This is a genomic window from Cronobacter dublinensis subsp. dublinensis LMG 23823, assembly GCF_001277235.1.
Taxonomy (GTDB): domain Bacteria; phylum Pseudomonadota; class Gammaproteobacteria; order Enterobacterales; family Enterobacteriaceae; genus Cronobacter; species Cronobacter dublinensis.
In genome coordinates, this window is sequence record NZ_CP012266.1 from 2,805,131 (window position 1) to 2,831,408 (window position 26,278).

Genomic DNA, 26,278 nt, shown 5'->3' on the forward strand with positions numbered 1-26,278 from the left:
CGTCGCGGGTTTTTTATTCCCTGCGGTCAGTCGCATTGCGCCAGTAGCTGCTGGTTATAGCGGTACGCGAGACACACTAGCTGCTGGCTGACCACGCCCGCGCGATGATATCCCCACCGCGCGGTCACCGGCTGGCGGCCGAGCCACCCGATAAACGCCGTACAGGCTGCAAGCGAGATGGTGGAGGTATCGCCGACATACTCCTCGCCGGTCAGCATACCGATCATCTTGCGCGTCGCGCCGTTTTCCCACTGCTGCCACAGATTGTTCCACCAGCCAATACGCCAGCTTCCGCGGTGGATATAGGTCCCGCCTGCCGCCGTCTCATCAAGCGCCTCTTCCACCACAAACCGCAGTTGCGTTTTACCGGCGCTCACCTGTGACGCCCATGCCGTGATCGCCGCCCCGCGCAGCACGCACTCGTGCGCGAGGCTGTGCGATATCACCGCCGGGAACCGCCTTCGCAGCCACTGAAAATGACCGTGAATGACAACGGACGGACGCAGCAGCGCGCCCGGATCGTTGCGGCACAGCGCAGCGTCGCCATAGCGGATGTCGTCAAACTGGCTGCGGCGCATAAACAGCGCCTCCTGCTCCCTGACGCGTTGCTCGCCGCAAAGCGTTAATGTCGCGCGGTCCGCGTCGTCGCCGTGGTAACGCAGCGCGTCATGCGGCTTCCAGGCGCAATAGCTGGAGGAGAGTTGCAACACCTGGCCGGTCACGATATCCGCGCTCAGCACCACATACAGCGGTTGCTGCGGATGTTCGCCCAGCACCGGCACGGTAAATGTCTGCGTGGCGATATGGGCGACGCGCCCGGCGTGCGCAACCAGCCGCGCCTCGCACCAGGCCGCCGCCTGCGCCAGCGTGCGGTAGCTGGCGCGATCGCATCCGGCCTCACCGCGTGCCAGCGCCTTAAGGTATGTCTGGATCTTCAGGCGCGCGTTATCGCCCGGCAGCCAGGGCGTGAAAATCTTCCGGCATGCGCAGCATTGCAGGCGCGGGTGGCCGGTCTGCGTCACGCCGTAGCGGATGGTCTCTGGCGACGCGCAGTGCGGGCACCCCGCCCCGCTGTGTTTTAACTTTTGCGCCAGAAAGCGCCTGAACCAGCCGTTAAACAGCGGCTCATTAAAAAGCGGCGGCAGGCTGCCGCAGCGCGCGCAGTGCAACGCCGGATACCCGAGCCGATAGACGGGCTGCTGATAATCCGGCGCGTCCGGCACGCCTAAATTCGGGCATGCCCAGCTTTTACAGACATTCAGCCTCACCAGCAATCCTGCCGTCATTTCCCTTACCCACTTATTTTGTCAGTTGCCGCATTCTGGAAAGCCCGGCGAAAACGGTTTGTGCGAGGTATCACAAAAGCCCACCGACGCGCGGAAAAAAATAGCCCGGCACGATGACACTTCCCTTGCGTTATTAAGGAGCAATAACGATGAAACGACATTTTCTAGCCTTACTGATTGCGGCCGGGCTTTCATTACCTGCGCTGGCGAAAGACATTACCGTCATTTACACCAACGATCTTCACGCGCATGTCGAGCCTTATAAAGTGCCGTGGATTGCAAATGGCCAGCGTGATGTCGGCGGTTTCGCGACAATATCCGCGCTGGTAAAACAGGAAAAAGCGCACAATAAAGCGACTTTTTATTTTGACGCGGGCGACTATTTCACCGGGCCGTATATCAGCAGCCTGACGAAAGGCAAAGCAATCATAGATATTATGAATACAATGTCGCTGGATGCCGCCTCCATTGGTAATCATGAATTCGACCACGGCTGGGATAATACGCTGCTGCAGTTAAGCCAGGCGCAATTTCCGATATTGCTCGGCAACGTGTTTTATCAGAACAGCGATATGCCTTTCTGGAATAAACCCTACGTGATTCTGGAAAAAGAGGGCGTGAAAATTGGCGTCATCGGCCTGCATGGCGTTTTCGCCTTTAACGACACGGTGTCGTCGTCAATGCGCCAGGGCATTGAAGCGCGCGACGAGGTGAAATGGCTGCAGCATTACATCGACGAATTACGCGGCAAAGTGGATGTTACCGTCGCCCTGATCCATGAAGGCGTGCCGGGCCGCCAGTCCAGTCTTGGCAATAAAGATGTTAAACGGGCGCTGAATACCGATATTCAGACCGCAAGCAAGGTTAAAGGCCTGGATCTCCTGATAACCGGCCATGCGCATACCGGCACCCCGGAGCCGATTAAAGTGGGCGACACGCTGATTATGTCCACCGACAGCGGCGGCGTGAATATCGGCAAACTGGTGCTCGATGTCGAGCCCGGTCAGCATGGCTACAAGGTCAAACAGTTCGAGCTTAAAACGCTTTATTCCGATGAATTTACGCCCGATCCGACCACGCAGCAGCGTATTGACAGCTGGAATAAAAAACTCGCCGAAACGGTGCGCCAGCCTATCGGCGAAACACCGATTGCGCTGACCCGCGCTTATGGCGAATCGTCGCCGCTCGGCAACCTGTTTGCCGACGCCATGATGGCCGCCGCGCCTGACGCGCAGCTGGCGCTCACCAACTCCGGCGGCCTGCGCGACGACATCGCCGCCGGCAAAATCACCTATGGCGATATTATCAGCGCATTCCCCTTCCCGAACGAGCTGACGGTGATGGATCTCACCGGCAAACAGTTACGTAGCCTGATGGAGCACAGCGCAGGATTAACTAACGGCGTCTTGCAGATGTCAAAAGGCGCTCTGATGCGTTATGACCCGGCGAAACCCGCAGGCCAGCGCGTCGTGGAGTTCACGCTTAACGGCAAGCCGATTGACGACCAGACCACGTACCGGGTCGCGACCAACAGCTTCCTGGCGCCCGGCGGCGACGGCTTCATGGATTTCACCGCAGGCACCAACAAGCAGGTACACGGCGGCTACAACCTCTCTGACGCGGTGATCGACTACCTCAAGAAAGGCAACACTATTCTCGCCGCTCAGGTGCAGGAGATGCGGGTAAGCAAAGCAACCCCTCAGGGATGAGACACATCAGGCGCGGCGGTTTGCCCGCCTGATTTTTATCGTTAACAAAGGACATGACTATGACGATTGTACATTTGCAAACAGAACTGGCCCCGGCCAATAACCAGCTGGCGGCGTATGTGCATTTCCGCACCGATTCCCCCGTCACTTTTACGTATACCGTCGCGGCGCGCGCGGGCAGCCCGGGCAGTATTCCCTTCACTTATACCTTCGATCAATGGACTACAGGGAAGGACGGCATTATCAAAGTACCGGTGATGGGGCTGTATGCCCGCTACGCGAATGAAGTCCGCATCATTTTTACCGAACAAAACGGCAATGTCGCCTATGACAGTACGCTGATTATCAGCACCGAGGCGCAGACTTATCGCGACGAAACGATATTCCACCTCGATATTGAGCAGACCGATCCGGCGCTTTTTACCAGCGTCTGGGGCAATAGCTGGCTGATGACGACCTTCTGCGACGGCTACGATCGCAACGGCGATTTGCGCTGCTATTATTCAGCGCCTTATCGCAACCAGATGCTGCGCACCCACGACGGTTATTTTTATATCGGCAGCGACGAAGAAGAACACTGGTATGCCCGCCGTTTTTTCAAAATCGATATTCTCGGCAACCCGGTGCTGGAATTTAACTTACGCGATGAACACGGCAACGCGTATACCAACACACACGATGTGGTATGGGACACCGCCGGCAATCTCTACATGATTGGCAGCGACTTCCCGGACCGCTCCACCAATACGATGCGTCAGGACGCGTGGATCCTGAAATTTGACGATAAAACCGGTGAAATGCTGTGGCGGAAAAATTTCACTGCCGAATTTGATAACACCAGTATCCTGAATAACAGCGGCACCAACGATGTGCATTTCAATTCGCTGTCGCATATTCCGGCCGGCAATACCTTCAGTGAAGCCATTATTGTGCATACGCGCTCGGCCAGCCTGACGGTTGGGATCTCCCCGGATGACGGCCATATTTTATGGTCAGCGGATACGGGTAACTATAACCCGACGTTCGCGCAGTCCTTATCTGTCCCGCGCCTCGATACCAGCGCCATTACCGATCGCGATAATGGCGCGCACACGGTTTTCGTCACGCAAAACCCGTATTTCAAAGATAAAAGCGATATCAGCGCAGGGAAATTCGTTTTCTCGCTGTTTAATAACCGCTCCTGCGCCGATGCAGACGGTAAGGCGGTGGTACGGCCCATAAGCGCGCCTGCGACAGAGGCCGCATCGGGCGCCCTGCCCGTCCAGGTGCTGTTTTACGCAGTCGATCTCGCGGCCAACACCGTGAGGCAAACGGGCGCGGCTGTCTCCCTTCCGCAAACGCGTGTTCCACAGATTACCGATTTTATGGGTGCCGTTTTCGACTATGGCGACTATTACACGGTCTTTACTAACGCCGCGCGCTCGTTCTTTATCATCGACCCGACGGGTCATGTCATTGCGACGATTTATGATGTGATAAGCGCGCTGCATGGCTACCCGGAATTCCCTGGCGAATGCTACCGCGCGCGGTTATTTTCTGAGGATGAACTGCAATCCTTAATTACGACGGCGTTTACGCTTGCGTAAATTCCCCCGGAGAAATACAGCAGGCCCGCTCGCGGGCCTGTTTTTATGACAGGATGTCGCGCAGCCTGTTTAAAGTATCGAGCGGAACGTGCCGCCTTCGACGCGCACTGCCGCCCCGTTAGAGGCCGCTCCCAGCGGACTTGCCAGCAGCGCCACCATCGCGGCGATTTCATCGGCCTCAATCATGCGCGCCAGAAGCGAGCTCGGACGATATGTCGTAAAGAAATGCGCTTCAATCTGCGCGTCAGTCATGCCCGGTTGCGGGGCGGTCTGGCGCAGGTAATCCATAATCCCTTCCGAGCGAGTCGCGGAGGGCAATACGCTGTTCACCGTGACGCCCGTGCCTTTGGTGAGCTCCGCCATACCGCGTGACACCGCGAGCTGGGCCGATTTACTCACTCCATAGTGGATCATGTCCGGCGGCGTAAACGCCCCCACTTCGCTGGAGATAAAAATAACGCGCCCCTGGTTGTTCCTGAGCATCATCGGGAAATAGTGCCGGGAGAGCCGCACCCCGGACATGACATTAACATCAAACATCCGATGCCACGCGTCGTCATCAATTTCCGCAAACGGCGTCGCCTCATAAAAACCCAGGTTATTGATCAGAATATCCGTCTGCGGCTGGCGGGCCACTAGCGTCGCCACGCCCGCCACTGTACTGACGTCTGCCAGCACGCCGGTCACGCGCGCAGCGGGCGTGTCGGCTTCAATGACCGCCACCGCAGCGGCCAGTTTTTCGCGATCGCGCCCGGTCAGCGTCACCGCCGCGCCTTCCTGGGCCAGCCTGCGGGCGATGGCCAGGCCAATTCCCGCCGTTGCCGCCGTCACAATCGCCGTTTTGCCGTTCAGTTGCAGATCCATACCCACTCCTTAATTACGTTTAACAGAAGGCGATGCCAGGCGCGTCAGCAACGCCTGCGCCACGCCGGATGCCGAGGCCGGATTCTGGCCGGTGATAAGCTCGCGGTCCGTCACGATATGCGGCGTAAACGGCTCGTTATTGCTGCTGAATTTACCGCCCGCCTGCTCCAGCGCGGTTTGTGGATAGAACTTCATCGCGCCGCCTTTGGGCAGCAGCCCTTTGGCTATCTCCTCTTCGGCATTGCTGATGACCGTCATGCGGTAGCCCGCGTAGATCCAGCCGGGCTGCGCGGTCGCATGACCGTTTTCGGCAAGCGCGCGGGTAAACGCCGGGGCGTCCGGCAGCGTCGAGAGCAGCGCGATGGGGCCGTGGCAGACCAGCGCCGTCGGCTTGCCGGCAGCATGGAACGCGGCAAGCGCCTCGCCCACCGCCTGACTTGTCAGCAGATCCTGCATCGGGGCGTGGCCGCCGGGAATATAGAGGGCGTCAAACTCTCCGTAGCCTCTCTGCGCGGCGCGTGCCAGGCTGATGACCGGCGACGCCTCGGGCGAAGTCAGCTTTAGGGTGTCGAGCAGCGCACGATGCGTGCGCCACGCGGCGTCGTCATTGTTGAAATACTTTTTGTCGTCAGAGGATTTATCGAGCGTCGGCGCAAGACCGCCTGGCGTGGCGAACGTCACCTGATGTCCGGCATCCAGCAGACGTTTTACGGGCTGCATCAACTCGTTGAGGTAAAAACCCGTCGGGAAGACCTTTCCGTCTTTGAGATCCAGATGGTCGGCATCGGATAACACCACCAGCACGCTGGCGGCCTGGGCATGCAGCGCCGACAGGCCGAGCGCGGCGGTGAGAATGAGATGACGAAAGCGTTTCATAAAAAGCTCCTGAGCAGTGTTCGTGTGAGACGCAGGCCGGGCCTGCGGGATGCGCACACTGTAGTGTTTCCGAAAAAGTGGATAAACTACCGCCACAGACATTCATTTGTTCTTCAGGAGACATAATGAGCCGACGCTTCGCCCATCTCAGCGATGTGGAGATTTTCGTCACGATTATTGAAAAGGGATCTCTCACGGCGGCGGCGGTCGCGCTGGCGACCACGGCATCGGTGTTGAGCCGCGCGCTGACGCGGCTGGAGACGCGCCTCGGCGTACAGCTGGTGAGGCGCACTACCCGGCAGTTGAGCCTGACGCAGGCCGGGCGACATTATTACGAGCAGGCATGCAGCGCGTTCGGGGTGTTTGAGCGCGCCGAGCGCGACATCCAGGGGCGCGGCGAGGAGACCGTGGGCCATGTGCGGCTCAGCGCGCCGACCACTTACGCGCATTACCGGTTGCCGCCGCTGTTGCAGCGGTTCGCCGCGCGCTATCCGGCCGTCACCGTTGAACTGAATATTACCAATCGCAATGTGGATCTGGTCGCCGAGGGGTACGACCTGGCGATCCGTCTTGGAACGCTGCCGGACAGCCGCCTGGTGGCGCGCAAACTGGAAGACGCGCCGCTGTGTCTGGTCGCCGCACCGGGGTATCTGCAACAGCACGGCGAGCCGCAGCACATTAGCGACCTTGCGCAACACCGCTGTCTGCCGTTTATCATGCCCAGCAGCGGGCGTATCGCCAGCTGGAGCCTCAGTGAGAGTGGTCAGCCTGTGGAATGGACGCCCAAAGGGCAGATACAGATTTCCGATGATATTTTGGGCGTTATCTCCCTTGCCGCCAGCGGCGCGGGTATTTGTCAGACTTACGATTTTATCGCGCGGCCGTTAATGGCCAGCGGCCAGCTTAGGGAAATCCTTGCGCATACCCGAGGACGCACGCGCCCCTTTTCGCTGATTTACGCGCCGCACAAGGGGCTCTCTTCCGCCAGCGAAACGCTGATCCGGTTTATGCAGCAGGCGATGATGACGTGAGGCGCACCGCGCGGTTACGCCCGGTGCTTTTGGCCTGATAGAGCGCCTCGTCGGCGCCTTTGATAAGCGCGGTCAGGCACTCCATGCGCCCATCCGCCACCATGCTGTAACAGCCCGCGCTGATGGTGACGACGCCTTCCGGCAGTTCGGTATCCGGGTGCGGCAGCGCTTTTTCACGAACCATTCTGACCACCTTTTCCGCGACGCGCAGCGCGTCGTCCGGCGAGGCGTCGGCGAGAACAATCGCGAACTCTTCCCCGCCGTAACGGGCGACCAGATCGCCGTGATTGAACGACGCCTGTTGCAGCACGCCGCCGATACGGCGCAGACACGCGTCGCCCGCCACGTGGCCGCGGTTATCGTTATAGCGTTTAAAGAAGTCGACATCGATAAGGATCAGCGACACCGGGTGGCCCGTCACGGCGGAATCGGCCAGCGCCTGCTCCAGAAAAGCGTCGAAGCGACGACGGTTGGCAAGCCCGGTGAGCCCGTCAATCATCGCCATTGAGTGCAGGGTATGGTTGATTTTTACCAGCTCGTCACGCAGCGTCGCGAGCTCGTTGCGGTCGCGGATATTCACCCTCACCTGCCGGAAGAGCACAAACCCCATCAGGATAATGGCGGTCAGCAGCGCGCCGTTGATGAGTAAATCCGGAATACTGTTGCGCAGCCATGTCGCGCGCAGGTTATTTTTATCGTACCCCGCCACCACTACAATCGGGTAGCGCGTCGAGCGCGCAAAGCCGTAGATCCGCACGACTTTATCCAGCGCCGACAGCCAGGTGGCGCTTCCCTGCCGCGCGCGCAGCAGCACTTGCGTAAAGAGCGGGCTGGCGGAGAGATCTTTATTCAGGACGCTGTCATCAAACGGGCGGATATAGAGCGGTTTGCCGTCCACCAGCAGTAGCGCGAGAATGTCATTATCCGTAAGTTCAAAATAGCTGTAGAACTGGCGGAAATAGTCCATTTTCACCGTGGCCATGACGATGCCCGCGAACCCGCCGGTGATGTCGTTTATACGCAGGGAAACCGGGATAACCAACTGACCGCTGATTTTACTGCGCACCACATGGCCGATATGTACGCCCATCCAGCCATGCTCTTTGTGATAGAGAAAATCGTCGCGTTCGGCGATATTCGCCTCAGAAGGTTCAGGCTCGAAAGAGCTGTTGCGCCATACGCCGCGCGCGTCGTAAATAAACAGCCCGTCGAGCTGCGGCAGACGCCGCTCCAGCTCGGCGAGCGACGCATTCAGCTCGGCATCGGGGAGATAACCGTAGGCCAGATTGCGGCGGATCTCCTGTAAGGTCAGCTCCGTCTGAAGAAAGGTGTCATCAGCCTGACGTACCTGCGAAAGCGACAGATTAATCGCCTTGCTTTCGGTTTCCTCCACGGTGCGCTCCCAGGAGAGATAGAGCGTTACGGCATTGGCCGCGATGCTACCCGCCAGCAGGATAAACAGAAAAAAAGCCAGGCTGCGGCCCAGAGAGGTATCGAGCGCTAAAATGCGAATAAACTGCTTTTTGTCAGGCACGACTGCTACCTCCTGCGTATCCCGCCGCGTTTCATTAATTTTACTGAAGTTTATCAGAAACCGCGCCGGGCAATTTTTTACACGCGCTGTGCGGCACGAGGCGTACAAGCCTGAAAATTCCGGGGGTTATCTTTATCGGAACATGCTGTAAGAATAGTACCGATAGCGCCAGAGAGGCACTTTTGAGCAGGCGTTCAGAGAAATCATCACCTGCGCTGGTGAATCACGGACGGTGAGCAAGGGCGTCGGGCGTGGCGACAGAATAACAGTTAAAACGCCCGCCAGCGGCCCGCTTAATAATAGGTCACGGCCATCCTGCCGGAATAATGCGCCTCTTCAATAATCTGATTATTACGAATTTTTTTCGTGACAATCGTACATTCCACCGGCACTTTACGGGCGTCATACACACAGGCGCTGTCGCCATTAAGGGTATATTCCTCGCCAAACGCCGTGGTCATTTTAAAATCCAGCGGTTTATTTTTAACGTCCGAATAAGTCACGTCTGAATAACTGACAACTTTATCATTAAGATAGTACTGACTACCGGCAAAGCTGTCGCCGTCGGTATAGCGATAAACAGAGAGCTTTTGCCCATTAGCCGTCGTTTGCTCAATCAGCCCCGCGCGGTTGGTCTTGAAGGTTTTAGTGCCGTATTGATCGGTCATGCTGACGATATTGCAGTGCTCGTCAAACACATATTTTACCGGGCTGTTATTGAGCGTGCCCGCCAGCGTATTTCCCTGGCGCGTCAGCGCTGCGTTGCCATATTGATTAACGTCACTACGCGTGAACTCATCAATACAGCCTTCAGGGGAAAGCGCCACCTTTATTGTGTAATTTTCAGATTCACTTTTTACGGTCGCCGTCAGCGTTTTCACCGGTCCCCGGACCGGGTTGAAGTCATACATCACAGAGAAATTATAGAGTGCGGGAATATAGCTTTCGGCGGCCTGCGCATTAAATGCCAGCAGACCCGCTGTGAGCGCGAACGCGTGTTTGATGAGTGCCATAATGCGTGCTTTCCTTGTCGCGAAATGACAAAAATATCAGAATAGCCTTATGAGGTCGATCTTTCGCGCGACAATGTCAGCCGGTTAGCGGCAATGCAGCCAGCCCGCCGTACAGAGCAAAGAAAGGTAAAAAAAGCCGCTATCAAAAAGCAGAGGCTGGCGCTGTTTTTAACAGCGAATTGTCTCATTTTTTCTCAACGGGATTGTTATCACTGAAAGACGAGGCGGTAAGTGTTTGAATAGTGGCGGAGAGAGGGGGATTTGAACCCCCGGTAGAGTTGCCCCTACTCCGGTTTTCGAGACCGGTCCGTTCAGCCGCTCCGGCATCTCTCCGTACTTGAGGTTGCCATGATGCCAGGATCTTTGGCATTTTAACAGTCCCTGCCTCTTCGATTTTGTTCAAGTGACGAGTTTGCGAGCAATAAGATGATTAAGTGGCCCTGGAAAGCAAATGAAACCGCCGCGCTGGCACCCATTCCCTGGGACGCGGCGCTCGCCATTCCCGTTCTGGCGGGCCTGAGCGACGACCAACAGCAGAAGCTGGTGCGCTTCGCCGAGCGTTTTTTGCAGCAAAAACGGCTGGTCCCGTTGCAGGGTTTTGAGCTCGACGAGCTGAAAAGCGCCCGCATCGCCCTGCTCTTCTGCCTGCCGGTGCTGGAGCTCGGCTTCGAATGGCTTGACGGCTTCCACGAGGTGCTGATTTACCCTGCGCCGTTTGTGGTGGATGACGAGTGGGAAGACGATATCGGCCTGGTACATAACCAGCGCGTCGTGCAATCGGGCCAGAGCTGGCAGCAGGGGCCGATTATCCTCAACTGGCTCGATATTCAGGATTCGTTCGACGCCTCCGGCTTTAACCTCATCATTCACGAAGTGGCGCACAAGCTGGATATGCGTAACGGAGACCGCGCGAGCGGCATTCCGCTGATCCCGCTGCGCGAAGTCGCAGGCTGGGAGCACGACCTGCACGCCGCGATGGAAAATATTCAGGACGAAATCGATCTGGTGGGCGAAAGCGCCGCCAGCATCGACGCCTATGCGGCGACCGATCCGGCGGAGTGCTTCGCGGTGCTCTCCGAGTATTTCTTCAGCGCTCCTGAGCTGTTCGCGCCGCGTTTCCCGCTGCTGTGGCAGCGCTTCTGTCATTTCTACGGCCAGGACCCGCTGCTGCGCCTGCGTCAGGGGAATGTCATCACGCCCGCCGAAGACCGTCAGGTACATTAAAACCACAAACTGACGCAGAATTAAGCGGTTGAATCCATAGCGTAATTTTTTGCGTTGACACCGATACGGGGCATGATTATGATTCGCCCCGTTCACACGATTCCTCTGTAGTTCAGTCGGTAGAACGGCGGACTGTTAATCCGTATGTCACTGGTTCGAGTCCAGTCAGAGGAGCCAAATTCAAAGAAGCCCGCTTTTAGCGGGCTTTTTGCTTTTCGGGCCCTATCCGCCGCCGCCCAACTCCCACCGCATAATCCTCTGCCTATGCCGCTTCGCTGAGTCAAATTGCCCTTTCCCGCCGCACGCGGCGCAAAAGAGTTTTCACCTGACGGTTGCCGCGGTAGTCTCTGTACGGCTTTTTGCTGCGAACGATGTGAGTCACTTTCTCGCGGGCTTAATAACAATAAAAACAGCCTATTCAGTAACGGACAGGACAATGATGGATCCCACGCTCATAACGCCCCGCCCCGATGCGGCGGCTCCCGCCTTCAACCGTGCCCGCCGCGCTGCCTGGGGCAGTTTCGCGGGCGCGGTCGTCGACTGGTTTGATTTCTTGCTGTACGGCATCACCGCGGCGCTGGTGTTCAACAGCGAATTTTTCCCGCAGATTTCGCCCGCGATGGGGACGCTTGCCGCCTTCGCCACCTTTGGCGTCGGCTTTTTATTCCGCCCGCTCGGCGGGATTGTCTTTGGGCATTTCGGCGATCGCCTGGGCCGTAAGCGGATGCTGATGATGACCGTCTGGCTGATGGGCATCGCCACCGCCTGTATCGGCATTCTGCCCTCCTTCGAAACCATCGGCTGGTGGGCGCCCGCGCTGCTGGTAACGCTGCGCGCCATCCAGGGCTTCGCGGTGGGCGGCGAATGGGGCGGCGCGGCGCTGCTCGCGGTCGAGAGCGCGCCCGCCGGGAAAAAGGCGTTTTATAGTAGCGGTATTCAGGTGGGTTATGGCGTCGGCCTGTTGCTTTCCACCGGTCTGGTGTCGCTTATCAGCACGCTCACGACCGATGAGCAGTTCCTGAGCTGGGGCTGGCGTCTGCCGTTTCTCTTCAGCATCGTGCTGGTGCTGGGCGCGCTGTGGGTGCGTAACGGCATGGAAGAGTCCGCCGAGTTCGAACGCGTGCAGGCCGCACAGCCTGCGCAGGCGAAAAACCGGCTGCCGGTGTTTGAGGCGCTGGTGCGCCACCCAGGCGCGTTTTTGAAAATCATCGCGCTGCGCCTGTGCGAACTGCTGACCATGTATATCGTGACCGCGTTTGCGCTGAACTACTCGACCCAGACGCTCGGCCTGCCGCGCGAGCTGTTTCTTAATATTGGCCTGCTGGTGGGCGGGATAAGCTGCCTGACCATTCCGCTGTTCGCGTGGATGGCGGATCGCTACGGCCGCCGGCGCATTTACATTACCGGCGCGCTGCTGGGCGCGATGAGCGCGTTCCCGTTCTTTATGGCGCTGGAGGCTCGTTCTGTCTTCGGTGTGGTGATTTTCTCGCTGATGCTCGCGAATATCGCGCACGATATGGTGGTTTGCGTGCAGCAGCCGATGTTTACGGAGATGTTCGGCGCGGGGTATCGCTACAGCGGCGCGGGCGTCGGGTATCAGGTGGCAAGCGTGGTGGGCGGCGGCTTTACGCCGTTTATCGCCGCGGCGCTGCTGACGTTCTCCGGCGGCGCGTGGCATACGGTGGCTATCTATCTGATAGCGGGCTGTCTGCTCTCGGCGCTGACGGCGCTGTTTATTAAAGCCTCACCGGCGCGTTAAGCAATCCGTCCCGCCAGTCAATGGCTGGCGGGAGATTGCCGTTAAATCTGGTAATCAATCACCATCTCGCCCGCAGGCTCCAGCGCCTGCTGTTTTATCTCATCAAGCGACAGGCCGTTATTGCACAGCTCGATAAACCGCCAGACGTAATTACGCTGAAGCTGCCCGCGCTTGAGGCCGAGCCAGACGGTGTTGGCGTCAAAAAGATGGCGCGTGTCGAGGCGCGTCAGGCCGCTCTCTTCGCGGGTATCGCTCGCCTGCTCCGCCACCAGTCCGATGCCGAGCCCCAGCTCAACATAAGTTTTGATAACGTCGGAGTCCTGCGCGCTCAGCACGATGTCGGGCGTCAGCCCTTTACGGCTGAAGGCTTCGTCGATGCGCGAACGCCCGGTGATGCCCTGCCGGTAGGTAATAAGCGGCCAGCGGCTAATCTCCTCCAGCGTCAGCGGGTTCGCCTGCGCCAGCGCATGATCGTTCGGCACTAACAGGCTGTGATGCCAGCGAAACCACGGGTACGCCACCAGCCCCGGATCGGCGCTGAGCCGCTCACTGGCGATGCCGATATCCGCCGTGCCGCTTTGCAGCAGCGATTCAATCTCCTGCGGCGTTCCCTGGATAAGCTCCAGGCGCACGTCAGGAAACAGCGATCGGAACGTTTTTATCACGGAAGGCAGGCTGTAACGGGCCTGGGTATGCGTCGTGGCGATCGTCAGCACGCCGCTGGCGTCGTTGGTAAAGAGATCGGCGAGGCGGCGCACGTTGCTGGCCTCGTTAAGGATACGCTCGGCAATCGTCAGCAGCGCTTTACCCGGCTCGGTCATGCCAAGCAGCCGTTTGCCGCGGCGAATGAAAATCTCAATGCCCAGCTCTTCTTCCAGTTCGCGAATGTGCCGGCTGACGCCGGACTGCGAGGTGTAGAGCATGTTGGCCACTTCGGTGAGATTAAAATCCCGCCTCGCGGCCTCGCGAATAATTTTAAGTTGCTGGAAATTCACAGCGCCCCCAGGAGACAGTCAACATGACGCTATTGTTAAAGTCCCCCGGCGGGCATCACAAATAATAAAAATCGGCCTGTTATTCCACAGCGGAATAACGCTTAGCCCACCAGCATCAGTTCCCGGTTCTCAAGCGCCGGGCGCGCCACCAGTGACAGCAGAATATCTTTCACCGCCTGCGCCTGTGGCGTTAACGGCAGACGTGACGAGACATTGAGCGACAGCGGCAGCGTCATCGACGGGCTGGTAATGCGCGCGAGCCAGCCGTTCGCCGAACTGGCGAGCGAGCGAGCGGCGGATTCCGGCAGCACCGTCACGCCCATGCCGCTCGCGATGGCGGCGCTGAGCGTCGAGACCGACTCGATTTCACCGATAATTTTCGCCGTCAGACGACGCAGCGAGAACGCCTCGTCCACGCGCTTGCGCACGGCGCTGTAGTCGCGCGGCAGGAAGAGATTCATCTGGGCGACGCTCGCCAGATCGACGCTCTGCCCTGGACAATCACGCGTGCCGACCAGGAACAGATCTTCTTTGATAAGCGGCTGGCTGGTGAGCCCGGCTACCGGCGCGCGATCGTAGAGCACCGCCATGTCAAGCTGGCCGCTCAGCAGTTTGTCGTTGAGCGTGGCGCCGCTGTCTTCGTGGAGGTAAACCAGCACGTCCGGCAGCTCTGCGCGTACCGCCTGGAGCAGCGGCATGGTGACGGAAGACGCCGCGGTGCCGGGCGCGAGGCCAATGGACACATGCCCCTGCAACGTCTGGCCGACGTTATTAACGGCGAGCTGCGCCTGTTCGCACTGGCGCAAAATGGTGCGGGCATGCGCATAAAGGATTTTCCCGGCTTCCGTTGGCGTCACGCCGCGCTTGGTGCGGATCAGCAACTGTTGATCCATCTCCCCTTCGAGCGTCGCGACCTGCTGGCTTAACGCGGGCTGCGCGATATGCAGCACTTCGGCCGCCTGCGTCAGGCTACCGATATCGACGATTTTCACAAAGTATTTCAGTCGTCTTAAGTTCATTTTGCCTCCTGTACGGAATGCCAGAGCCAATGCCGGCAATGATGTCGTAACAGGTTTTGCAAGATGCTTGCCAGTTTTTGCAAAGCGGACGCGGCTTATATAAGCGCTTAAATTATAAGAGAAAGCGATAACTTATCGTTGCTGGCGGATGAAACACTGTTTTGCTTATGCCCCATTAGAGGTATTCCTGCACCATCCCGGTGCAAGCGCTGCACCCGCGCGCCGGTTGGCGGTTTTCTCGGCAAACGAATTTTCTGTGGTGTTCAGGGCTTTACAACGCCAGACGACCCCGGTACTATGCGCCCCGTTCACACGATTCCTCTGTAGTTCAGTCGGTAGAACGGCGGACTGTTAATCCGTATGTCACTGGTTCGAGTCCAGTCAGAGGAGCCAGATTTAAAAAAGCCCGCTTTTTAGCGGGCTTTTTGCTTTTCTGCGGTGCGCTAGTCGCGCCACCCCATTGCCGGGGCGATGTGCTTCAGCACCGATTCAATCACGTGGACGTTATACTCCACGCCCAGCTGGTTCGGCACCGTCAGTAACAGCGTATCGGCTTCGGCGATTGCTTCATCCTGCTTAAGCTGTTCTATGAGCGCTTCGGGTTCAGCCGCGTAGCTGCGCCCGAAGATGGCGCGGGTCTTCTCATCCAGAAAACCGACTTTATCGCTGTCATCACGGCTTGCGCCAAACCAGGCGCGATCCCGGTGGTCCATGAGTGGAAAAATACTGCGGCTCACCGACACCCTGGGCGTGCGGGTATGTCCGGCCTCAGCCCAGGCAGCGCGGTAGGCGCGGATCTGTTGCGCCTGCTGAATGTGGAATGGCTCGCCGGTTTCATCATCCTTCAGCGTAGAGCTTTGCAGATTCATTCCAAGCGTCGCCGCCCACACCGCGGTGGCATTAGAGCCAGCGCCCCACCAGATGCGCTCGCGCAGCCCCTCTGACCAGGGTTCAAGCCGGAGCAGACCGGGCGGATTAGCGAACATCGGCTGCGGATTAGGCTTAGCAAACCCTTCCCCGCGCAGCACCTCAAGCAACGCTTCGGTATGACGACGCGCCATGTCGGACTCATTTTCACCGGCGTCAGGCGCATAGCCGAAATAGCGCCAGCCATCGATCACCTGCTCCGGCGAACCGCGGCTGATACCAAGCTGCAAACGCCCGCCGGAGATAAGATCTGCCGCCCCTGCGCTTTCCGCCATGTAGAGCGGGTTCTCATAACGCATGTCGATAACGCCGGTGCCAATTTCAATATGACGTGTTCTGGCCCCGATGGCGGCCAGCAGCGGAAACGGCGAGGCGAGCTGACGGGCGAAGTGGTGTACGCGGAAATACGCGCCATCCGCCCCCAGCTCTTCTGCCGCGACGGCTAAATCGATGGACTGCACCAGCGCGTCTGCCGCGGTGCGGGTGGCGGACTGCGGCGACGGCGTCCAGTGGCCAAATGACAAAAAGCCGATTTTTTTCATAACGATCCCGTTTTCAGGGCGGGCAGCGTTTGTGCAAAGTGCGCGATGCCCGCCGCGTAGTCTGGTTCAGTGCTCCCACTCTGGACTGATAACGGGCAAGAATAAATGCCATTTGTTTCACATAATGGTTCAAATTTATTGAGGGACTGCGTCCTGACGCGCTTACAACCCGGTAACCGGCCAGCTGACGGGCGGGGCGCAGTTCAGCGCGGGTCTGGCAAAGAGATAGCCCTGGAAATACTTGATACCCGCCGCCGTAAGCCAGCACCACTCCTCCACTTTCTCCACGCCTTCCGCCACCACGGTTATCTCCAGCTCAGCACAGCTGCGAAGAATGCCGTAGACGATAGCCTGTTTCGGGCCGTAAAGATGAATATCGGTAACGATGCTGCGGTCGATTTTAATAAGCCCTGGCTGAAAGCGCGTAAGCAGCGACAGCCCGGCGAACCCGGCCCCAAAGTCGTCTATCGCGAGATTGATTCCCGCCGCGCGCAGCTGGCGGATGACGTGCTCAAACGTCTCAAAGTGCGTGATCACTTCGCTTTCGGTGATTTCAACAATCACCTGCTGCGGCAACAGGCCGTGATGCGCGATTTGCGAAAGCAAAATCGCCACCGCGTCCGGCACCCGCACCAGCGAACCGGGCAGCAGGTTGACTGAAATCATATCGCTGCCGATGTTCACCGCTTTCGCAAGCGCAAAGGCGGCATCTTTAGCCTGGAGATCGGCCTCATAGAGCGCGTCGCCGGACAACGCGGCAAACCAGGCGGCAGGCGAGCCGCCGTCAGCGGTGCGGATAAGCGCCTCAAAAGCTTTAATTTTGCCGGCGAGCGGCGCCACGATAGGCTGCAAGGCAAACTGGCAGGTGGCATTAGGCACGGCGGGCGGCGAAGCGGGTTGCGGGCGCGACGGCAGGCTTTCGACTCGCCAGGCGTCCGGCTGAAATTCCCGGGCGATCTGCTGGCTGTCCGGGCCCCCCAGAAAGGAGCGGATAAATTTATACACCCGCGCTTCGCGGGCGAGGCTGAACGGCACCACGCTAGATTGCACCACGGATTTGAGCACCGCGTGCGCTTTGGCATCGCGCAGGTCAAACAGCGTCATCCCGACATTTTCGAAATGCCGACGCGGCGCGTAGTCGCGCATCAGCTCAACCACGAAGTCGTGCCGTTCATCGTTGCTAATGCGTGCGAACAGCGCCTCGACCGAGCTCAGTGGCCCTTCCAGCACCTGCAGAAACTGGTGACCATCAAAAACCAGAATGCCGCTGACCTGCATCTGCGCATTACGCGTCTGCGCCTGCCTTACTATCGCCGCAAGGCTCGCCTGGTCGATATCTCCTCGCGCCCGGCTACGATAAATCAGGGTAGATAGCATTGTTTTCCTGCATGTTTGAGCCATATAGAGAGAGTCAGTATACCTGTGTCCCGCCATGGCAAGGCGGGAATAAACCCTCATACAGGCCTCTGAATGAGGCGATTGACCCTTTCGTCTCTAAAAACATAGACATAATCAGTGAAAATATTTATTCATAAAATGAATGCTTAACGGAGTGAGCGGAGGCCGGAGGATGGGCGAAATAAGCGGAGCCGGTCTGGCGCGATGCGCATACAGGGGCACTTTACAGATTTATGCCATTGCACCATTACGTTTAGTTTCATAAACCTGTGGCATGTTATCAGGCACAGCATTTCTCTTGCTGTGCCACGAGGGACCAGGAGACCAGATGAATACCACTGCAACATCTTTGACGCCCGATGAGGCGCTCGACAAGCTGGAAGCGTTGTATGATGACGCGGTCAACGCCCTGCGCGACGCGATTAAAGCGTTTATTGAGAACGGTACCCTGCCCGAAGACGCCCGCCGGGCCGAAGGCCTGTTTGTCTACCCGCAACTGCGGGTATGCTGGGATGGCGATGCGCGCCGGGCGCAGAAGACGCGCGCTTACGGCCGATTCACGCATCCGGGCTGCTACACCACCACTATTACGCGCCCGGGGCTGTTTCGCAGCTACCTGCGCGAGCAACTGATCCTGCTTTATGAAGATTACGGCGCGACCATCGAAGTGGGGCCGTCGCAGCATGAAATTCCTTATCCGTATGTCATCGACGGCTCGGCGCTGACGCTGGATCGCTCAATGAGCGCGGGCCTCACCCGCCACTTTCCGACCACTGAGCTGGCGCAGATTGGCGATGAAACCGCCGATGGCCTGTTCCACCCGACCGAGTTTTATCCGCTCTCGCACTTCGACGCCCGCCGTGTCGATTTCTCGCTCGCGCGCCTGCGCCATTACACCGGCACGCCGGTCGAGCACTTTCAGCCCTTCGTGCTCTTTACCAACTACACGCGCTATGTGGATGAATTCGTGCGCTGGGGCTGCAGCCAGATCCTCGACCCGGAAAGCCCTTACGTCGCGCTCTCCTGCGCGGGTGGCACCTGGATCACCGCCGACACCGAGGCGCCGGAAGCGGCGATTTCCGACCTCGCCTGGAAAAAGCATCAGATGCCCGCCTGGCACCTGATTACCGCCGACGGCCAGGGCATTACGCTTGTGAATATCGGTGTCGGGCCGTCGAATGCAAAAACCATTTGCGACCACCTCGCGGTGCTCCGCCCGGATGTCTGGCTGATGATTGGCCACTGCGGCGGCCTGCGCGAGAGCCAGTCGATTGGCGATTACGTGCTCGCCCATGCGTATCTGCGCGATGATCACGTACTGGACGCCGTGCTGCCGCCGGATATTCCGGTGCCGAGCATCGCCGAAGTGCAGCGCGCCCTCTATGACGCCACCAAGCTTGTGAGCAACATGCCGGGCGAAGAAGTGAAACAGCGGCTGCGCACCGGCACCGTGGTGACCACGGACGACCGCAACTGGGAGCTGCGTTATTCCGCCTCGGCGCTGCGTTTCAACCTGAGCCGCGCGGTGGCCATCGACATGGAAAGCGCCACCATTGCCGCGCAGGGGTATCGCTTTCGCGTGCCGTACGGCACCTTGCTGTGCGTCTCGGATAAACCGCTGCATGGCGAAATCAAGCTGCCAGGCCAGGCGAACCGCTTCTACGAGGGCGCGATTTCCGAGCATTTGCAGATTGGCATTCGCGCCATCGACCTCTTGCGCGCCGAGGGCGAACGCCTGCATTCGCGTAAACTGCGCACCTTTAACGAGCCGCCGTTCCGTTGATCGATCCTGGCGCAGCGCGGGCTGCGCCAGGATTTGCAGAATTATTCAGCAAATGGTTCAGCATTTTACATTCAGGCTTTGACAACCCCGAACGCTGCCGTTACTATGCGCCCCGTTCTCGCAATTCCTCTGTAGTTCAGTCGGTAGAACGGCGGACTGTTAATCCGTATGTCACTGGTTCGAGTCCAGTCAGAGGAGCCAGATTTTAGTTCTGGGATTTTTTAACAAATCCTGGAGCGTTATAAAACAAATGAACCCGGCACGTCTGATACAGATTGCCGGGTTTTTTGTATCTGCTGTTTTTGGATCAGTCATCTTCAGGTAACGCAAAAACGCTGCCTTTGTCATCCCGCTTTAGCAACGTCCAGCAGGCCCGATGCGGCTTACCCTCTTTATCCTCAAAAGGCGGCATCTTCTGCCCTGCCCGTGTCTGTATATATTCAGTCCTGCCGTTCACTGTCGCGGCCCATTGCCCTGCATGAGGGGCGATATCGTCAGTCCAGCACTGAATGCGCACGGGATCGCAGGATTCGTCTGTTTCCGCTTTATCCAGCAGCGCGCTCGCGTCGTCAAAGCGGGCAAACCAGGCCATGGACGACGCTTTCTCAAACTGTAAGTTTTCATAGTCTGAATAGAAGTGCAGGCCATTATGACCGTCATACCGGACAGGGCGAATTAGCTGGTTTACCTTGACCAGCAGTGGCGGCAAACCTTCGGTTTTCATGTCACCCAGTGGTGGTGGCAGCTCACCCGCCCTGAGGATCGCGCCGTTGCTGTAGGGTAACAGGCTGATTTCAGGCGTTTTCACTAAACGATGCGATAACCTTTGTGCACCGCCCAGTTTTTCCAGCCACGGGGTTCCCAGTATGGTGTACCAGCAGGCTCCTTTGAGACTATTAACTGCCCGTCTGCCTTCAAGCGTACCAATAGAATCCACCATCACGCCGGAAAAACGCTGCGCCAGGGCATACTCATACGGAAACATCCGTTCGAAGGCGTAGGGAAGAATAAACGACAGCCCGGCATAACCGCTTTCCACGGCAAAGATGTCACACAACCACAGCAGCCAGCCCTCATATCGTGCTTTACCATCAGGCTCTTTCAGCAGCGAGAGCGGGAACGTTAATTTAATAACTGAGCGATCATTATCGTTATGAAATATACGTTTACCCATAATGAGAATATCGTAATCGGGCGCTAAAAAATCTTTCTCTGCGCTGCTCATATACCAGGAAAAAATCTCTTCCGGGGTGGAATCGATAATCTTCTGTCGTTTTTTAGCGTAATTCTTCTCCGTAATACCTACCCAGTTTTTGGTGAGGTGCTTTTTCAGGCAGGGTTTAAATTCGGCATAAAAGCGATCGACACACTCCACCATTCTTCGACGAACCTCTGGCGTATGCCCGTCCTTAAAAAACACCGTCATAATCAGACCGAGATTGACCGCCGGTCTGCCGTCTTTGTATTTCACGGACGCCTCCGGCAGCCACTTCTCGATATAATTCAGTTCAAAACCGTCTAATACCATAACCGCTCCTTGTTAACCGGCACCCAGCGCCGCTGCAGCAGTGCCCGTTGTCTCATCCAGTCCTTATACGACCGCGGTTGTGAGCAATACGTCTGCCAGTGGCACCTTCCCAGCAATAACGCCCGGAAGTAACGCGCATACCGTCTCTGACTCCAGCATCTTCTTCCCGCCATTAAGATAACAAAGCGCATAGAGCACGCGATCTGCGGACTTTTCCAGCCCCAGACTCGCCGCTTTCTTCAGCGCCCTGATAACCATCAGCCGCTGCGCGCATGCGGGGAACGACTGGCTGGTGGCCATTGTCTGCCACACATTCAGCACGCTGTTCACCTCCGGCTTATCGGAGATTTGCTCCCAGGTAATGTTATCCAGCCGGATAAGGGGTGCTTCGTCGCTTGCTGTCTTCGATGGCGTAATGCTGATGGGTTGCCACTGCGTTTCACCGGGCAGCCACCATTGTGTAACGCCGCTGAACAATGAAGCGTGCCAGTTATGTTCCGTACAGGCGGCCAGCACCGGAATGACATGACTTGCATAGAAGCGTACCAGCGCGGTAGAGCCTGCCGGCGAAACGATAGTGCAGCCGCGAGACAGCTGAATTGCGAGGAAAGGTAAATGATGCGTGTAAGCAATGACCGCTACGCTGCCTGACAGCAGATTCAGAAAGTCACGCAACTGCGCCTTATCATCAACATCAAGCAGCCACGGTCCGTAATTCTGGAGTGCCACAAGCTGTGGGTGGATATACAGCGAGTGCAGCCTGTGCTCGTGTTTCGCCCGGAACGCCAGAAAATCGCTTTCCGACTGTGCGCCTGCCTCAAACAGCAGACAAATCTTCTCATCTGTTCCGTCGGGTAATGCTGCAAGTAACGCGGTCGTGTCCATCGTTATACTCCCTGAACCATGGCGTCATTTGCCTGAATAGCTTTTAGCAGGCAGGTAATACAGATGTTGCCCTGAATGACAGGATGAAGTTGCGGGAAATCCACCGGTTGCGAGGCAGGCTGCCCAACATACGTCCGCTCCACCCTGCGTAAATACGTTTCGGTCGTCCCGTACTCGATGTTTCCTTCTTCGATTTTCAGGTAGCTACCGCCGCCGATCAGGATGATTTTTTTCTTGCCTGCAAACAGCATGTCGGCGGTCGACATCAGGCTCACCTTCTGTTGCGCGCCGAGCAACATCGCGCCGTTCTGCGCCTGCATTTGTACCGGGCCTTCACCGGATATCACGCTCAGCGTGCCGGTATGGGCAAACAGGCCGATTTTCTCTCCTGCCATTAGGGTCGTGTTCCCCATCGACCCGAGACTGATATCTCCCCCGGCGTTCAGCGCCACATTCTGGCTGGCCGCCATCTGCAGATGTTCGCCGCTGGTGAACGCCACGCCTTGTGGGCCGTGGACATGGATCATGTCGTTCAGCGGCGTTAACCGCGCGTCAAACATCGCGAGCTGACTGGCGATATCCGCCTCCAGCGCCTGTGCCTGTTCTGCGGCAGCGGCTAACTGCCGGAGCTGAGTGAGGCAGAGTTCGATTTCCTGAAGGGCCGTTTCCCTTTCCAGCACCTCGCCTTGCGCTTTGGTCTGCCCATCGGCGGTGATAAACAGCCCCTTCGCCACACGGATAACGCCGTATTCATCGGTGCGTAGTTCAAAGCCGCAGCCCCGGGGTTTGTCCTGTTGATCGACTATCTGCCCCTGGTTCAGTTGCGTCGCGCCGTAAGGCGTATTTAGCGTCACATGCTCCTGCCCGCGCCTATCTTCCATCCGCAGCGTATTGTCAGCGGCGGTGCGCAGAATGTTCTGACTGCGGTTGTCGCGATTAACCAGATCGGCATGCTCTGCGTCGTGAAACGCGTGGGCGATATACGGGCGGTCGATATTGCCGTCGTCATAGGCAATGCTGATCTCAGTGCCGTCAAGCAGCGGCATGTGCCAGCCAAAATTTTCACCTGCGAAGGGCTTTGCCAGACGCACCCACAGGTAGTGGTAACCCGGCTCCGCATCCTCGCGGCTGAAATCCAGTTTCACGCGGTAGCGGCCTGCGCTGTCCAGATGGGCGTAAGTGTCATGCGGCTCGCGGCTCTCGATACGGGCGGGTAAGGTGCCATGAATTTCCGGGCGGATGAGCTCCGCCGGGCGATAGTTCACCCGTTCGGTATAAGGAATGCCCCACAGCGAAACATGCAGGCGCGTATCGCGCGCCGCACGGAAGGTGGCAAGCGTAATCAGCATCCCTTCCTGCAACGCGGCAAGCGAGCTGCCCGGCGTCTCCAGCACCTGCCCCGGCGTCAGATGCGCGGCATTGCTGAACAGATGCAGCCGCGTGGCGCTATTGAGTTCGCGCTCATGGTGGATGCGGGCGTAAAACGCGCCGCTTTCGGTTTCCGGCGATGAGGTGGCATCATCACCCGCCGCCAGAAACGGCGCGCCATAGCGATAGTGCTCGCCGGTGGTGATGGCGGCGCTGCGAACGGCGACTGCCGAATCCATCGGCATGCTGGCGTCGCGATAGTTATAATCACGGGTTCGCACCTCGCCGGTGACGGTGTGATGCCAGACGCGGGCACCCCATACCGAGGCTTCTGCGCCGTCGTACAGTCCGGACGGCGCCTGAAAGGGCACGCTGACGCCGAACGCGCAGTTACGCTGACTGTCGCCCAAAATGACCGTCTCCTGCTGCGTCGCCGCGTTCATTTCGCTGCGAAACCAGATGCCCACCTCAGAAAGAACACGCCGGATAAACGCAAGATCCGTTTCCCGCCACTGGGTGATAAGGTCGCGTTGCGGATACACGCGCTCCAGTCGGAAGTGGAAGTCCGGCCCTTCCAGCCCGTGCGCGCGCAAGACCTGTTCCACCAGTTCGGGTACGGAGAGATTCTGGTACACCGCGCAGCGCCGGGTCAGGTTGAGCAGCGCCAGCCGCGATGAGAGCGTCACCGCGTAATGTGTCTGGTCAGCTGTCGTTCCCAGCCACTCAAAACCGGTGATGATGCCATGCACCACGCGACCGGAACGCATACTCAGGCTGGCGTATTTCAGCAGAACATCGGTCTGCGCTACGTCGCGCTGCGGGGCCGTGAATACAATGCGCCATGTAAAAGGTTCATTAAGCGCTTCGCGCCCACGGAAGTTCAGCACGTCCGGCGTCACCCGGCTGTTATTTATTTCCAGCCAATAACGGCTCTGACCGTCGAATTGTTTTTGCAAGGTATTCATTACGTATTCCTTTACCAGCCGATGGCTGCACACGGCAGCAGGGATCCCACAGGTCTTAATCACAACGGAAAGACAGAATATGCCGCAAAATAACCGGGTCAATCGGGGAAAACGTAATAAGACATGTTTAAGCACGCATATTTATACCCGAACCCAGGCGGCAGCGGCCATGCCGGAGGAATGAATGCGCTTAATTTTATTTTTGCCCAAAGGGGAATTACCCGCCTGCAAATTCATAATAAAAATAAAATCCCCCTATTAAATACACACACCAAATATATACCGTTTTTTATTTTAAATGATTAATAATGCTGGACACCTCAAAAACGCATACTACGCCGTTGATGACTGAGCCTAATAAAGCCGCTTCGCGCCGTTAGCAGAGCCCAATGAAAAAGCCCGCGTTGTGCGGGCTTGTGGCATTTCAGCGTCAGGCTTACATCGCCTTCGGCTGGCCGGGCGGCGCGGGGGAATCCAGCACCACCGGTCGTTTTGGCGGGCGCGGGTATTTCTGCAGCCATTTTCCGCTCACCATACGCCAGTAGAAAAAGACGCCGCGCACGGCCCAGTCCAGGAACATCCCGAGCCACACGCCGACCACGCCCATACCGAGCACGATGCCGAGCGTATAGCCCGCCACCACGCGACAGCCCCACATGCCAAGCATCGATACCCACATCGCGAAACGCGCGTCGCGCGCGCCTTTGAGCCCGGCGGGCAGCACCCACGAGGCCGCCCAGATGGGCATAAACGCGGCGTTAAGCCACAGCAGGATCTTCACGACGTCTTTCACATCCTCTTCATGGGTGTAAAACGACGCGAACAGCCCGGCAAAGGGCGCGCTCAGCCACGCAATGGCGGTAAGCATAAAGGTGGAGAGCCAGAAGACGTGGCGCAGCTGGCGTTCCGCCTGACCAATCTGCCCTTTGCCAAGGCGCTTGCCGGTGATGATAGTGGACGCCGAGCCGAGCGCATTGCCCGGCAGGTTAATCAGCGCGGCGACCGAGAACGCGATAAAGTTACCGGCGATAACGTTGGTGCCCATCCCCGCGACAAACATCTGCGTCAGCAGCTTACCGCCATTAAACAGCACCGACTCAATGCTCGCCGGCAGCCCTATGCCGAGCACCTCCCAGAGAATATTGAGCTTCAGCGGCGAGAAGTAGCTTTTCAGCGAGATGCGCAGCGCCGGGTTAAAGCCAATCATCAGCACATAGATAATGGCGATGGCGCCAATGTAGCGCGAGATAGTGAGCCCGATACCGGCGCCAATAAAGCCCAGCCCGTGCCAGGAGAAAAGCCCGTAAATCAAAAAGCCGCTGATCACGATGTTCAGGATGTTCATCCCGCCGTTGATCAACAGCGGGATTTTGGTATTGCCCGCGCCACGCAGCGCGCCGCTGCCAATCAACGCGATGGCCGCCGCCGGGTAACTCCAGGCCGTCAGTTGCAAGTAGATAAGCGCCAGTTCTTTCACCTGCGCGCTCGCCTCGCCCGCCACCACATTGATGATGTATTCGCCCGTCAGATGCACCAGCGCCGCCAGGAGCACCGACACGATGGTCATCAGTACCAGCGACTGTCTGGCCGCCGCCCTAGCCCGCTTGCGATCGCGCTTGCCGAGGCTGAAGGCCACCACCACCGTGGTCCCTAAGTCGACCGCCGCAAAGAACGACAGCACCACCATGTTGAAGCTATCGGCAAGCCCCACGCCCGCCATCGCCTCTTTACCGAGCCAGCTCACAAGGAAGGTGCTGAGCACGCCCATCAGTAGCACGCAGGTGTTTTCCAGCAGGATAGGCACCGCCAGCGGCGTGATCTCACGCCAGAACAGGACTCGATAGCTTTTGCGCTTTTTGTACCAGGGCGTACGAGCGATCGCCTGGCGAACGGTAGTGGTTAGACTCAAAATGGACCTGCACCTGAAAGTTGAAACCTCATTTCAAATAGTGAGTTAGAACCCGCAATCCTGCAAAGGCTTTCCGC

20 protein-coding genes and 4 tRNA genes are annotated in these 26,278 nt (G+C 58.0%); 10 read left to right on the forward strand and 14 right to left on the reverse strand.

Annotated elements, in window-relative coordinates; translation table 11 throughout:
* Nucleotides 1-26: 26 nt before the first annotated feature.
* Nucleotides 27-1,286: an IS1/IS1595 family N-terminal zinc-binding domain-containing protein gene (locus AFK67_RS23460; protein ID WP_235047906.1), complete on the reverse strand. Its 1,260-nt coding sequence runs from the start codon at nt 1,284-1,286 to the stop codon at nt 27-29.
* A gap of 149 nt (nt 1,287-1,435) precedes the next feature.
* On the opposite strand from AFK67_RS23460, the gene AFK67_RS12895 reads away from it, so the two are divergent.
* The gene (locus AFK67_RS12895; RefSeq protein ID WP_007716347.1) at nt 1,436-2,995 is read left to right on the forward strand and encodes a bifunctional metallophosphatase/5'-nucleotidase; all 1,560 of its coding nucleotides are present in this window, start codon (nt 1,436-1,438) and stop codon (nt 2,993-2,995) included.
* Between the two features lie 59 nt (nt 2,996-3,054).
* On the forward strand, nt 3,055-4,581 hold the full coding sequence (locus AFK67_RS12900; protein WP_038883271.1) for an aryl-sulfate sulfotransferase: 1,527 nt from the start codon (nt 3,055-3,057) through the stop codon (nt 4,579-4,581).
* 69 nt (nt 4,582-4,650) lie between these two features.
* Here the strand turns inward: AFK67_RS12900 and AFK67_RS12905 are convergent, their stop codons facing one another.
* The gene (locus AFK67_RS12905; RefSeq protein WP_007716343.1) at nt 4,651-5,445 is read right to left on the reverse strand and encodes an SDR family NAD(P)-dependent oxidoreductase; all 795 of its coding nucleotides are present in this window, start codon (nt 5,443-5,445) and stop codon (nt 4,651-4,653) included.
* A 9-nt stretch (nt 5,446-5,454) separates the two neighbouring features.
* Nucleotides 5,455-6,321, reverse strand: a complete 867-nt coding sequence (locus AFK67_RS12910; protein WP_038883270.1) for a type 1 glutamine amidotransferase domain-containing protein — start codon at nt 6,319-6,321, stop codon at nt 5,455-5,457.
* A gap of 125 nt (nt 6,322-6,446) precedes the next feature.
* On the opposite strand from AFK67_RS12910, the gene AFK67_RS12915 reads away from it, so the two are divergent.
* Nucleotides 6,447-7,352, forward strand: coding sequence for a LysR family transcriptional regulator (locus AFK67_RS12915; protein ID WP_007716335.1), 906 nt, complete (start codon nt 6,447-6,449; stop codon nt 7,350-7,352).
* On the opposite strand, the gene AFK67_RS12920 is transcribed toward AFK67_RS12915, so the two are convergent.
* The 3 genes from AFK67_RS12920 to AFK67_RS12930 all read right to left on the reverse strand — a co-directional run bounded on the left by AFK67_RS12920 (nt 7,327) and on the right by AFK67_RS12930 (nt 10,232).
* Nucleotides 7,327-8,886 carry a GGDEF domain-containing protein gene (locus AFK67_RS12920; RefSeq protein ID WP_007716332.1) on the reverse strand — a complete coding sequence of 520 codons (1,560 nt, stop codon included), beginning with the start codon at nt 8,884-8,886 and terminating at the stop codon, nt 7,327-7,329. The genes AFK67_RS12915 and AFK67_RS12920 overlap by 26 nt on opposite strands.
* A 293-nt stretch (nt 8,887-9,179) precedes the next feature.
* Entirely contained in the window at nt 9,180-9,899 is a 720-nt protein-coding gene (locus AFK67_RS12925) for a YnfC family lipoprotein (protein WP_007716331.1), read from the reverse strand.
* 243 nt (nt 9,900-10,142) lie between these two features.
* Nucleotides 10,143-10,232 (reverse strand) — tRNA-Ser (locus tag AFK67_RS12930).
* Between the two features lie 93 nt (nt 10,233-10,325).
* Between AFK67_RS12930 and mtfA the strand changes: the two genes are divergently transcribed.
* The 3 genes from mtfA (at nt 10,326) to shiA (ending at nt 12,882) form a co-directional block, all read left to right on the forward strand.
* On the forward strand, nt 10,326-11,123 hold the full coding sequence (mtfA, locus tag AFK67_RS12935) for a DgsA anti-repressor MtfA (protein ID WP_038870946.1): 798 nt from the start codon (nt 10,326-10,328) through the stop codon (nt 11,121-11,123).
* Nucleotides 11,124-11,224: 101 nt separating this feature from the next.
* Nucleotides 11,225-11,300 (forward strand) — tRNA-Asn (locus AFK67_RS12940).
* A gap of 262 nt (nt 11,301-11,562) precedes the next feature.
* Complete coding sequence (shiA, locus tag AFK67_RS12945) at nt 11,563-12,882, forward strand: shikimate transporter (protein WP_038883268.1); 1,320 nt, start codon at nt 11,563-11,565, stop codon at nt 12,880-12,882.
* A 41-nt stretch (nt 12,883-12,923) separates the two neighbouring features.
* Here shiA and cbl read toward each other — a convergent pair whose 3' ends face one another.
* Together cbl and nac are read right to left on the reverse strand one after the other, a co-directional pair.
* On the reverse strand, nt 12,924-13,877 hold the full coding sequence (cbl, locus tag AFK67_RS12950) for an HTH-type transcriptional regulator Cbl (RefSeq protein WP_007716325.1): 954 nt from the start codon (nt 13,875-13,877) through the stop codon (nt 12,924-12,926).
* 101 nt (nt 13,878-13,978) lie between these two features.
* Nucleotides 13,979-14,896, reverse strand: coding sequence for a nitrogen assimilation transcriptional regulator NAC (nac, locus tag AFK67_RS12955; protein WP_007716324.1), 918 nt, complete (start codon nt 14,894-14,896; stop codon nt 13,979-13,981).
* 317 nt (nt 14,897-15,213) lie between these two features.
* On the opposite strand from nac, the gene AFK67_RS12960 reads away from it, so the two are divergent.
* Nucleotides 15,214-15,289, forward strand: a tRNA-Asn gene (locus tag AFK67_RS12960).
* Nucleotides 15,290-15,339: 50 nt separating this feature from the next.
* Here AFK67_RS12960 and AFK67_RS12965 read toward each other — a convergent pair.
* Both AFK67_RS12965 and AFK67_RS12970 read right to left on the reverse strand, forming a co-directional pair.
* Nucleotides 15,340-16,365, reverse strand: coding sequence for an LLM class flavin-dependent oxidoreductase (locus AFK67_RS12965; protein ID WP_007716322.1), 1,026 nt, complete (start codon nt 16,363-16,365; stop codon nt 15,340-15,342).
* Between the two features lie 162 nt (nt 16,366-16,527).
* Entirely contained in the window at nt 16,528-17,742 is a 1,215-nt protein-coding gene (locus AFK67_RS12970; RefSeq protein ID WP_007716320.1) for a diguanylate phosphodiesterase, read from the reverse strand.
* A 349-nt stretch (nt 17,743-18,091) separates the two neighbouring features.
* On the opposite strand from AFK67_RS12970, the gene AFK67_RS12975 reads away from it, so the two are divergent.
* Entirely contained in the window at nt 18,092-19,546 is a 1,455-nt protein-coding gene (locus AFK67_RS12975) for an AMP nucleosidase (protein ID WP_007716318.1), read from the forward strand.
* 125 nt (nt 19,547-19,671) lie between these two features.
* Nucleotides 19,672-19,747: transfer RNA gene (locus AFK67_RS12980), tRNA-Asn, on the forward strand.
* A 106-nt stretch (nt 19,748-19,853) separates the two neighbouring features.
* On the opposite strand, the gene AFK67_RS12985 is transcribed toward AFK67_RS12980, so the two are convergent.
* The 3 genes from AFK67_RS12985 to AFK67_RS12995 form a co-directional block, all read right to left on the reverse strand.
* Nucleotides 19,854-21,074, reverse strand: a complete 1,221-nt coding sequence (locus AFK67_RS12985; protein ID WP_007716316.1) for a DUF3396 domain-containing protein — start codon at nt 21,072-21,074, stop codon at nt 19,854-19,856.
* Between the two features lie 63 nt (nt 21,075-21,137).
* Nucleotides 21,138-21,959 carry a DUF4123 domain-containing protein gene (locus AFK67_RS12990; RefSeq protein WP_007716314.1) on the reverse strand — a complete coding sequence of 274 codons (822 nt, stop codon included), beginning with the start codon at nt 21,957-21,959 and terminating at the stop codon, nt 21,138-21,140.
* A gap of 2 nt (nt 21,960-21,961) precedes the next feature.
* Nucleotides 21,962-24,292 (reverse strand): type VI secretion system Vgr family protein, encoded by a 2,331-nt coding sequence (locus AFK67_RS12995; protein WP_007716312.1) that lies wholly within the window; start codon nt 24,290-24,292, stop codon nt 21,962-21,964.
* A gap of 123 nt (nt 24,293-24,415) precedes the next feature.
* Between AFK67_RS12995 and AFK67_RS22900 the strand changes: the two genes are divergently transcribed.
* Nucleotides 24,416-24,598 carry a hypothetical protein gene (locus AFK67_RS22900; RefSeq protein ID WP_134792910.1) on the forward strand — a complete coding sequence of 61 codons (183 nt, stop codon included), beginning with the start codon at nt 24,416-24,418 and terminating at the stop codon, nt 24,596-24,598.
* 130 nt (nt 24,599-24,728) lie between these two features.
* Here the strand turns inward: AFK67_RS22900 and AFK67_RS13000 are convergent, their stop codons facing one another.
* Nucleotides 24,729-26,201 (reverse strand): EmmdR/YeeO family multidrug/toxin efflux MATE transporter, encoded by a 1,473-nt coding sequence (locus AFK67_RS13000; RefSeq protein ID WP_038870845.1) that lies wholly within the window; start codon nt 26,199-26,201, stop codon nt 24,729-24,731.
* Between the last annotated feature and the right edge of the window lie 77 nt (nt 26,202-26,278).

Bases quoted from the DNA above. Each gene is read 5' to 3' on its own strand.
- AFK67_RS12965 (WP_007716322.1), bottom strand. From the start codon at position 16,365: ATGAAAAAAATCGGCTTTTTGTCATTTGGCCACTGGACGCCGTCGCCG.
- AFK67_RS12995 (WP_007716312.1), bottom strand. From the start codon at position 24,292: ATGAATACCTTGCAAAAACAATTCGACGGTCAGAGCCGTTATTGGCTG.
- AFK67_RS12985 (WP_007716316.1), bottom strand. From the start codon at position 21,074: ATGGTATTAGACGGTTTTGAACTGAATTATATCGAGAAGTGGCTGCCG.
- AFK67_RS12975 (WP_007716318.1), top strand. From the start codon at position 18,092: ATGAATACCACTGCAACATCTTTGACGCCCGATGAGGCGCTCGACAAG.
- AFK67_RS12990 (WP_007716314.1), bottom strand. From the start codon at position 21,959: ATGGACACGACCGCGTTACTTGCAGCATTACCCGACGGAACAGATGAG.
- AFK67_RS22900 (WP_134792910.1), top strand. From the start codon at position 24,416: ATGTTTAAGCACGCATATTTATACCCGAACCCAGGCGGCAGCGGCCAT.
- AFK67_RS12915 (WP_007716335.1), top strand. From the start codon at position 6,447: ATGAGCCGACGCTTCGCCCATCTCAGCGATGTGGAGATTTTCGTCACG.
- AFK67_RS12895 (WP_007716347.1), top strand. From the start codon at position 1,436: ATGAAACGACATTTTCTAGCCTTACTGATTGCGGCCGGGCTTTCATTA.
- AFK67_RS12910 (WP_038883270.1), bottom strand. From the start codon at position 6,321: ATGAAACGCTTTCGTCATCTCATTCTCACCGCCGCGCTCGGCCTGTCG.
- nac (WP_007716324.1), bottom strand. From the start codon at position 14,896: ATGAACTTAAGACGACTGAAATACTTTGTGAAAATCGTCGATATCGGT.
- AFK67_RS12905 (WP_007716343.1), bottom strand. From the start codon at position 5,445: ATGGATCTGCAACTGAACGGCAAAACGGCGATTGTGACGGCGGCAACG.
- mtfA (WP_038870946.1), top strand. From the start codon at position 10,326: ATGATTAAGTGGCCCTGGAAAGCAAATGAAACCGCCGCGCTGGCACCC.
- AFK67_RS12900 (WP_038883271.1), top strand. From the start codon at position 3,055: ATGACGATTGTACATTTGCAAACAGAACTGGCCCCGGCCAATAACCAG.
- shiA (WP_038883268.1), top strand. From the start codon at position 11,563: ATGGATCCCACGCTCATAACGCCCCGCCCCGATGCGGCGGCTCCCGCC.
- AFK67_RS23460 (WP_235047906.1), bottom strand. From the start codon at position 1,286: ATGACGGCAGGATTGCTGGTGAGGCTGAATGTCTGTAAAAGCTGGGCA.
- AFK67_RS12970 (WP_007716320.1), bottom strand. From the start codon at position 17,742: ATGCTATCTACCCTGATTTATCGTAGCCGGGCGCGAGGAGATATCGAC.
- AFK67_RS12925 (WP_007716331.1), bottom strand. From the start codon at position 9,899: ATGGCACTCATCAAACACGCGTTCGCGCTCACAGCGGGTCTGCTGGCA.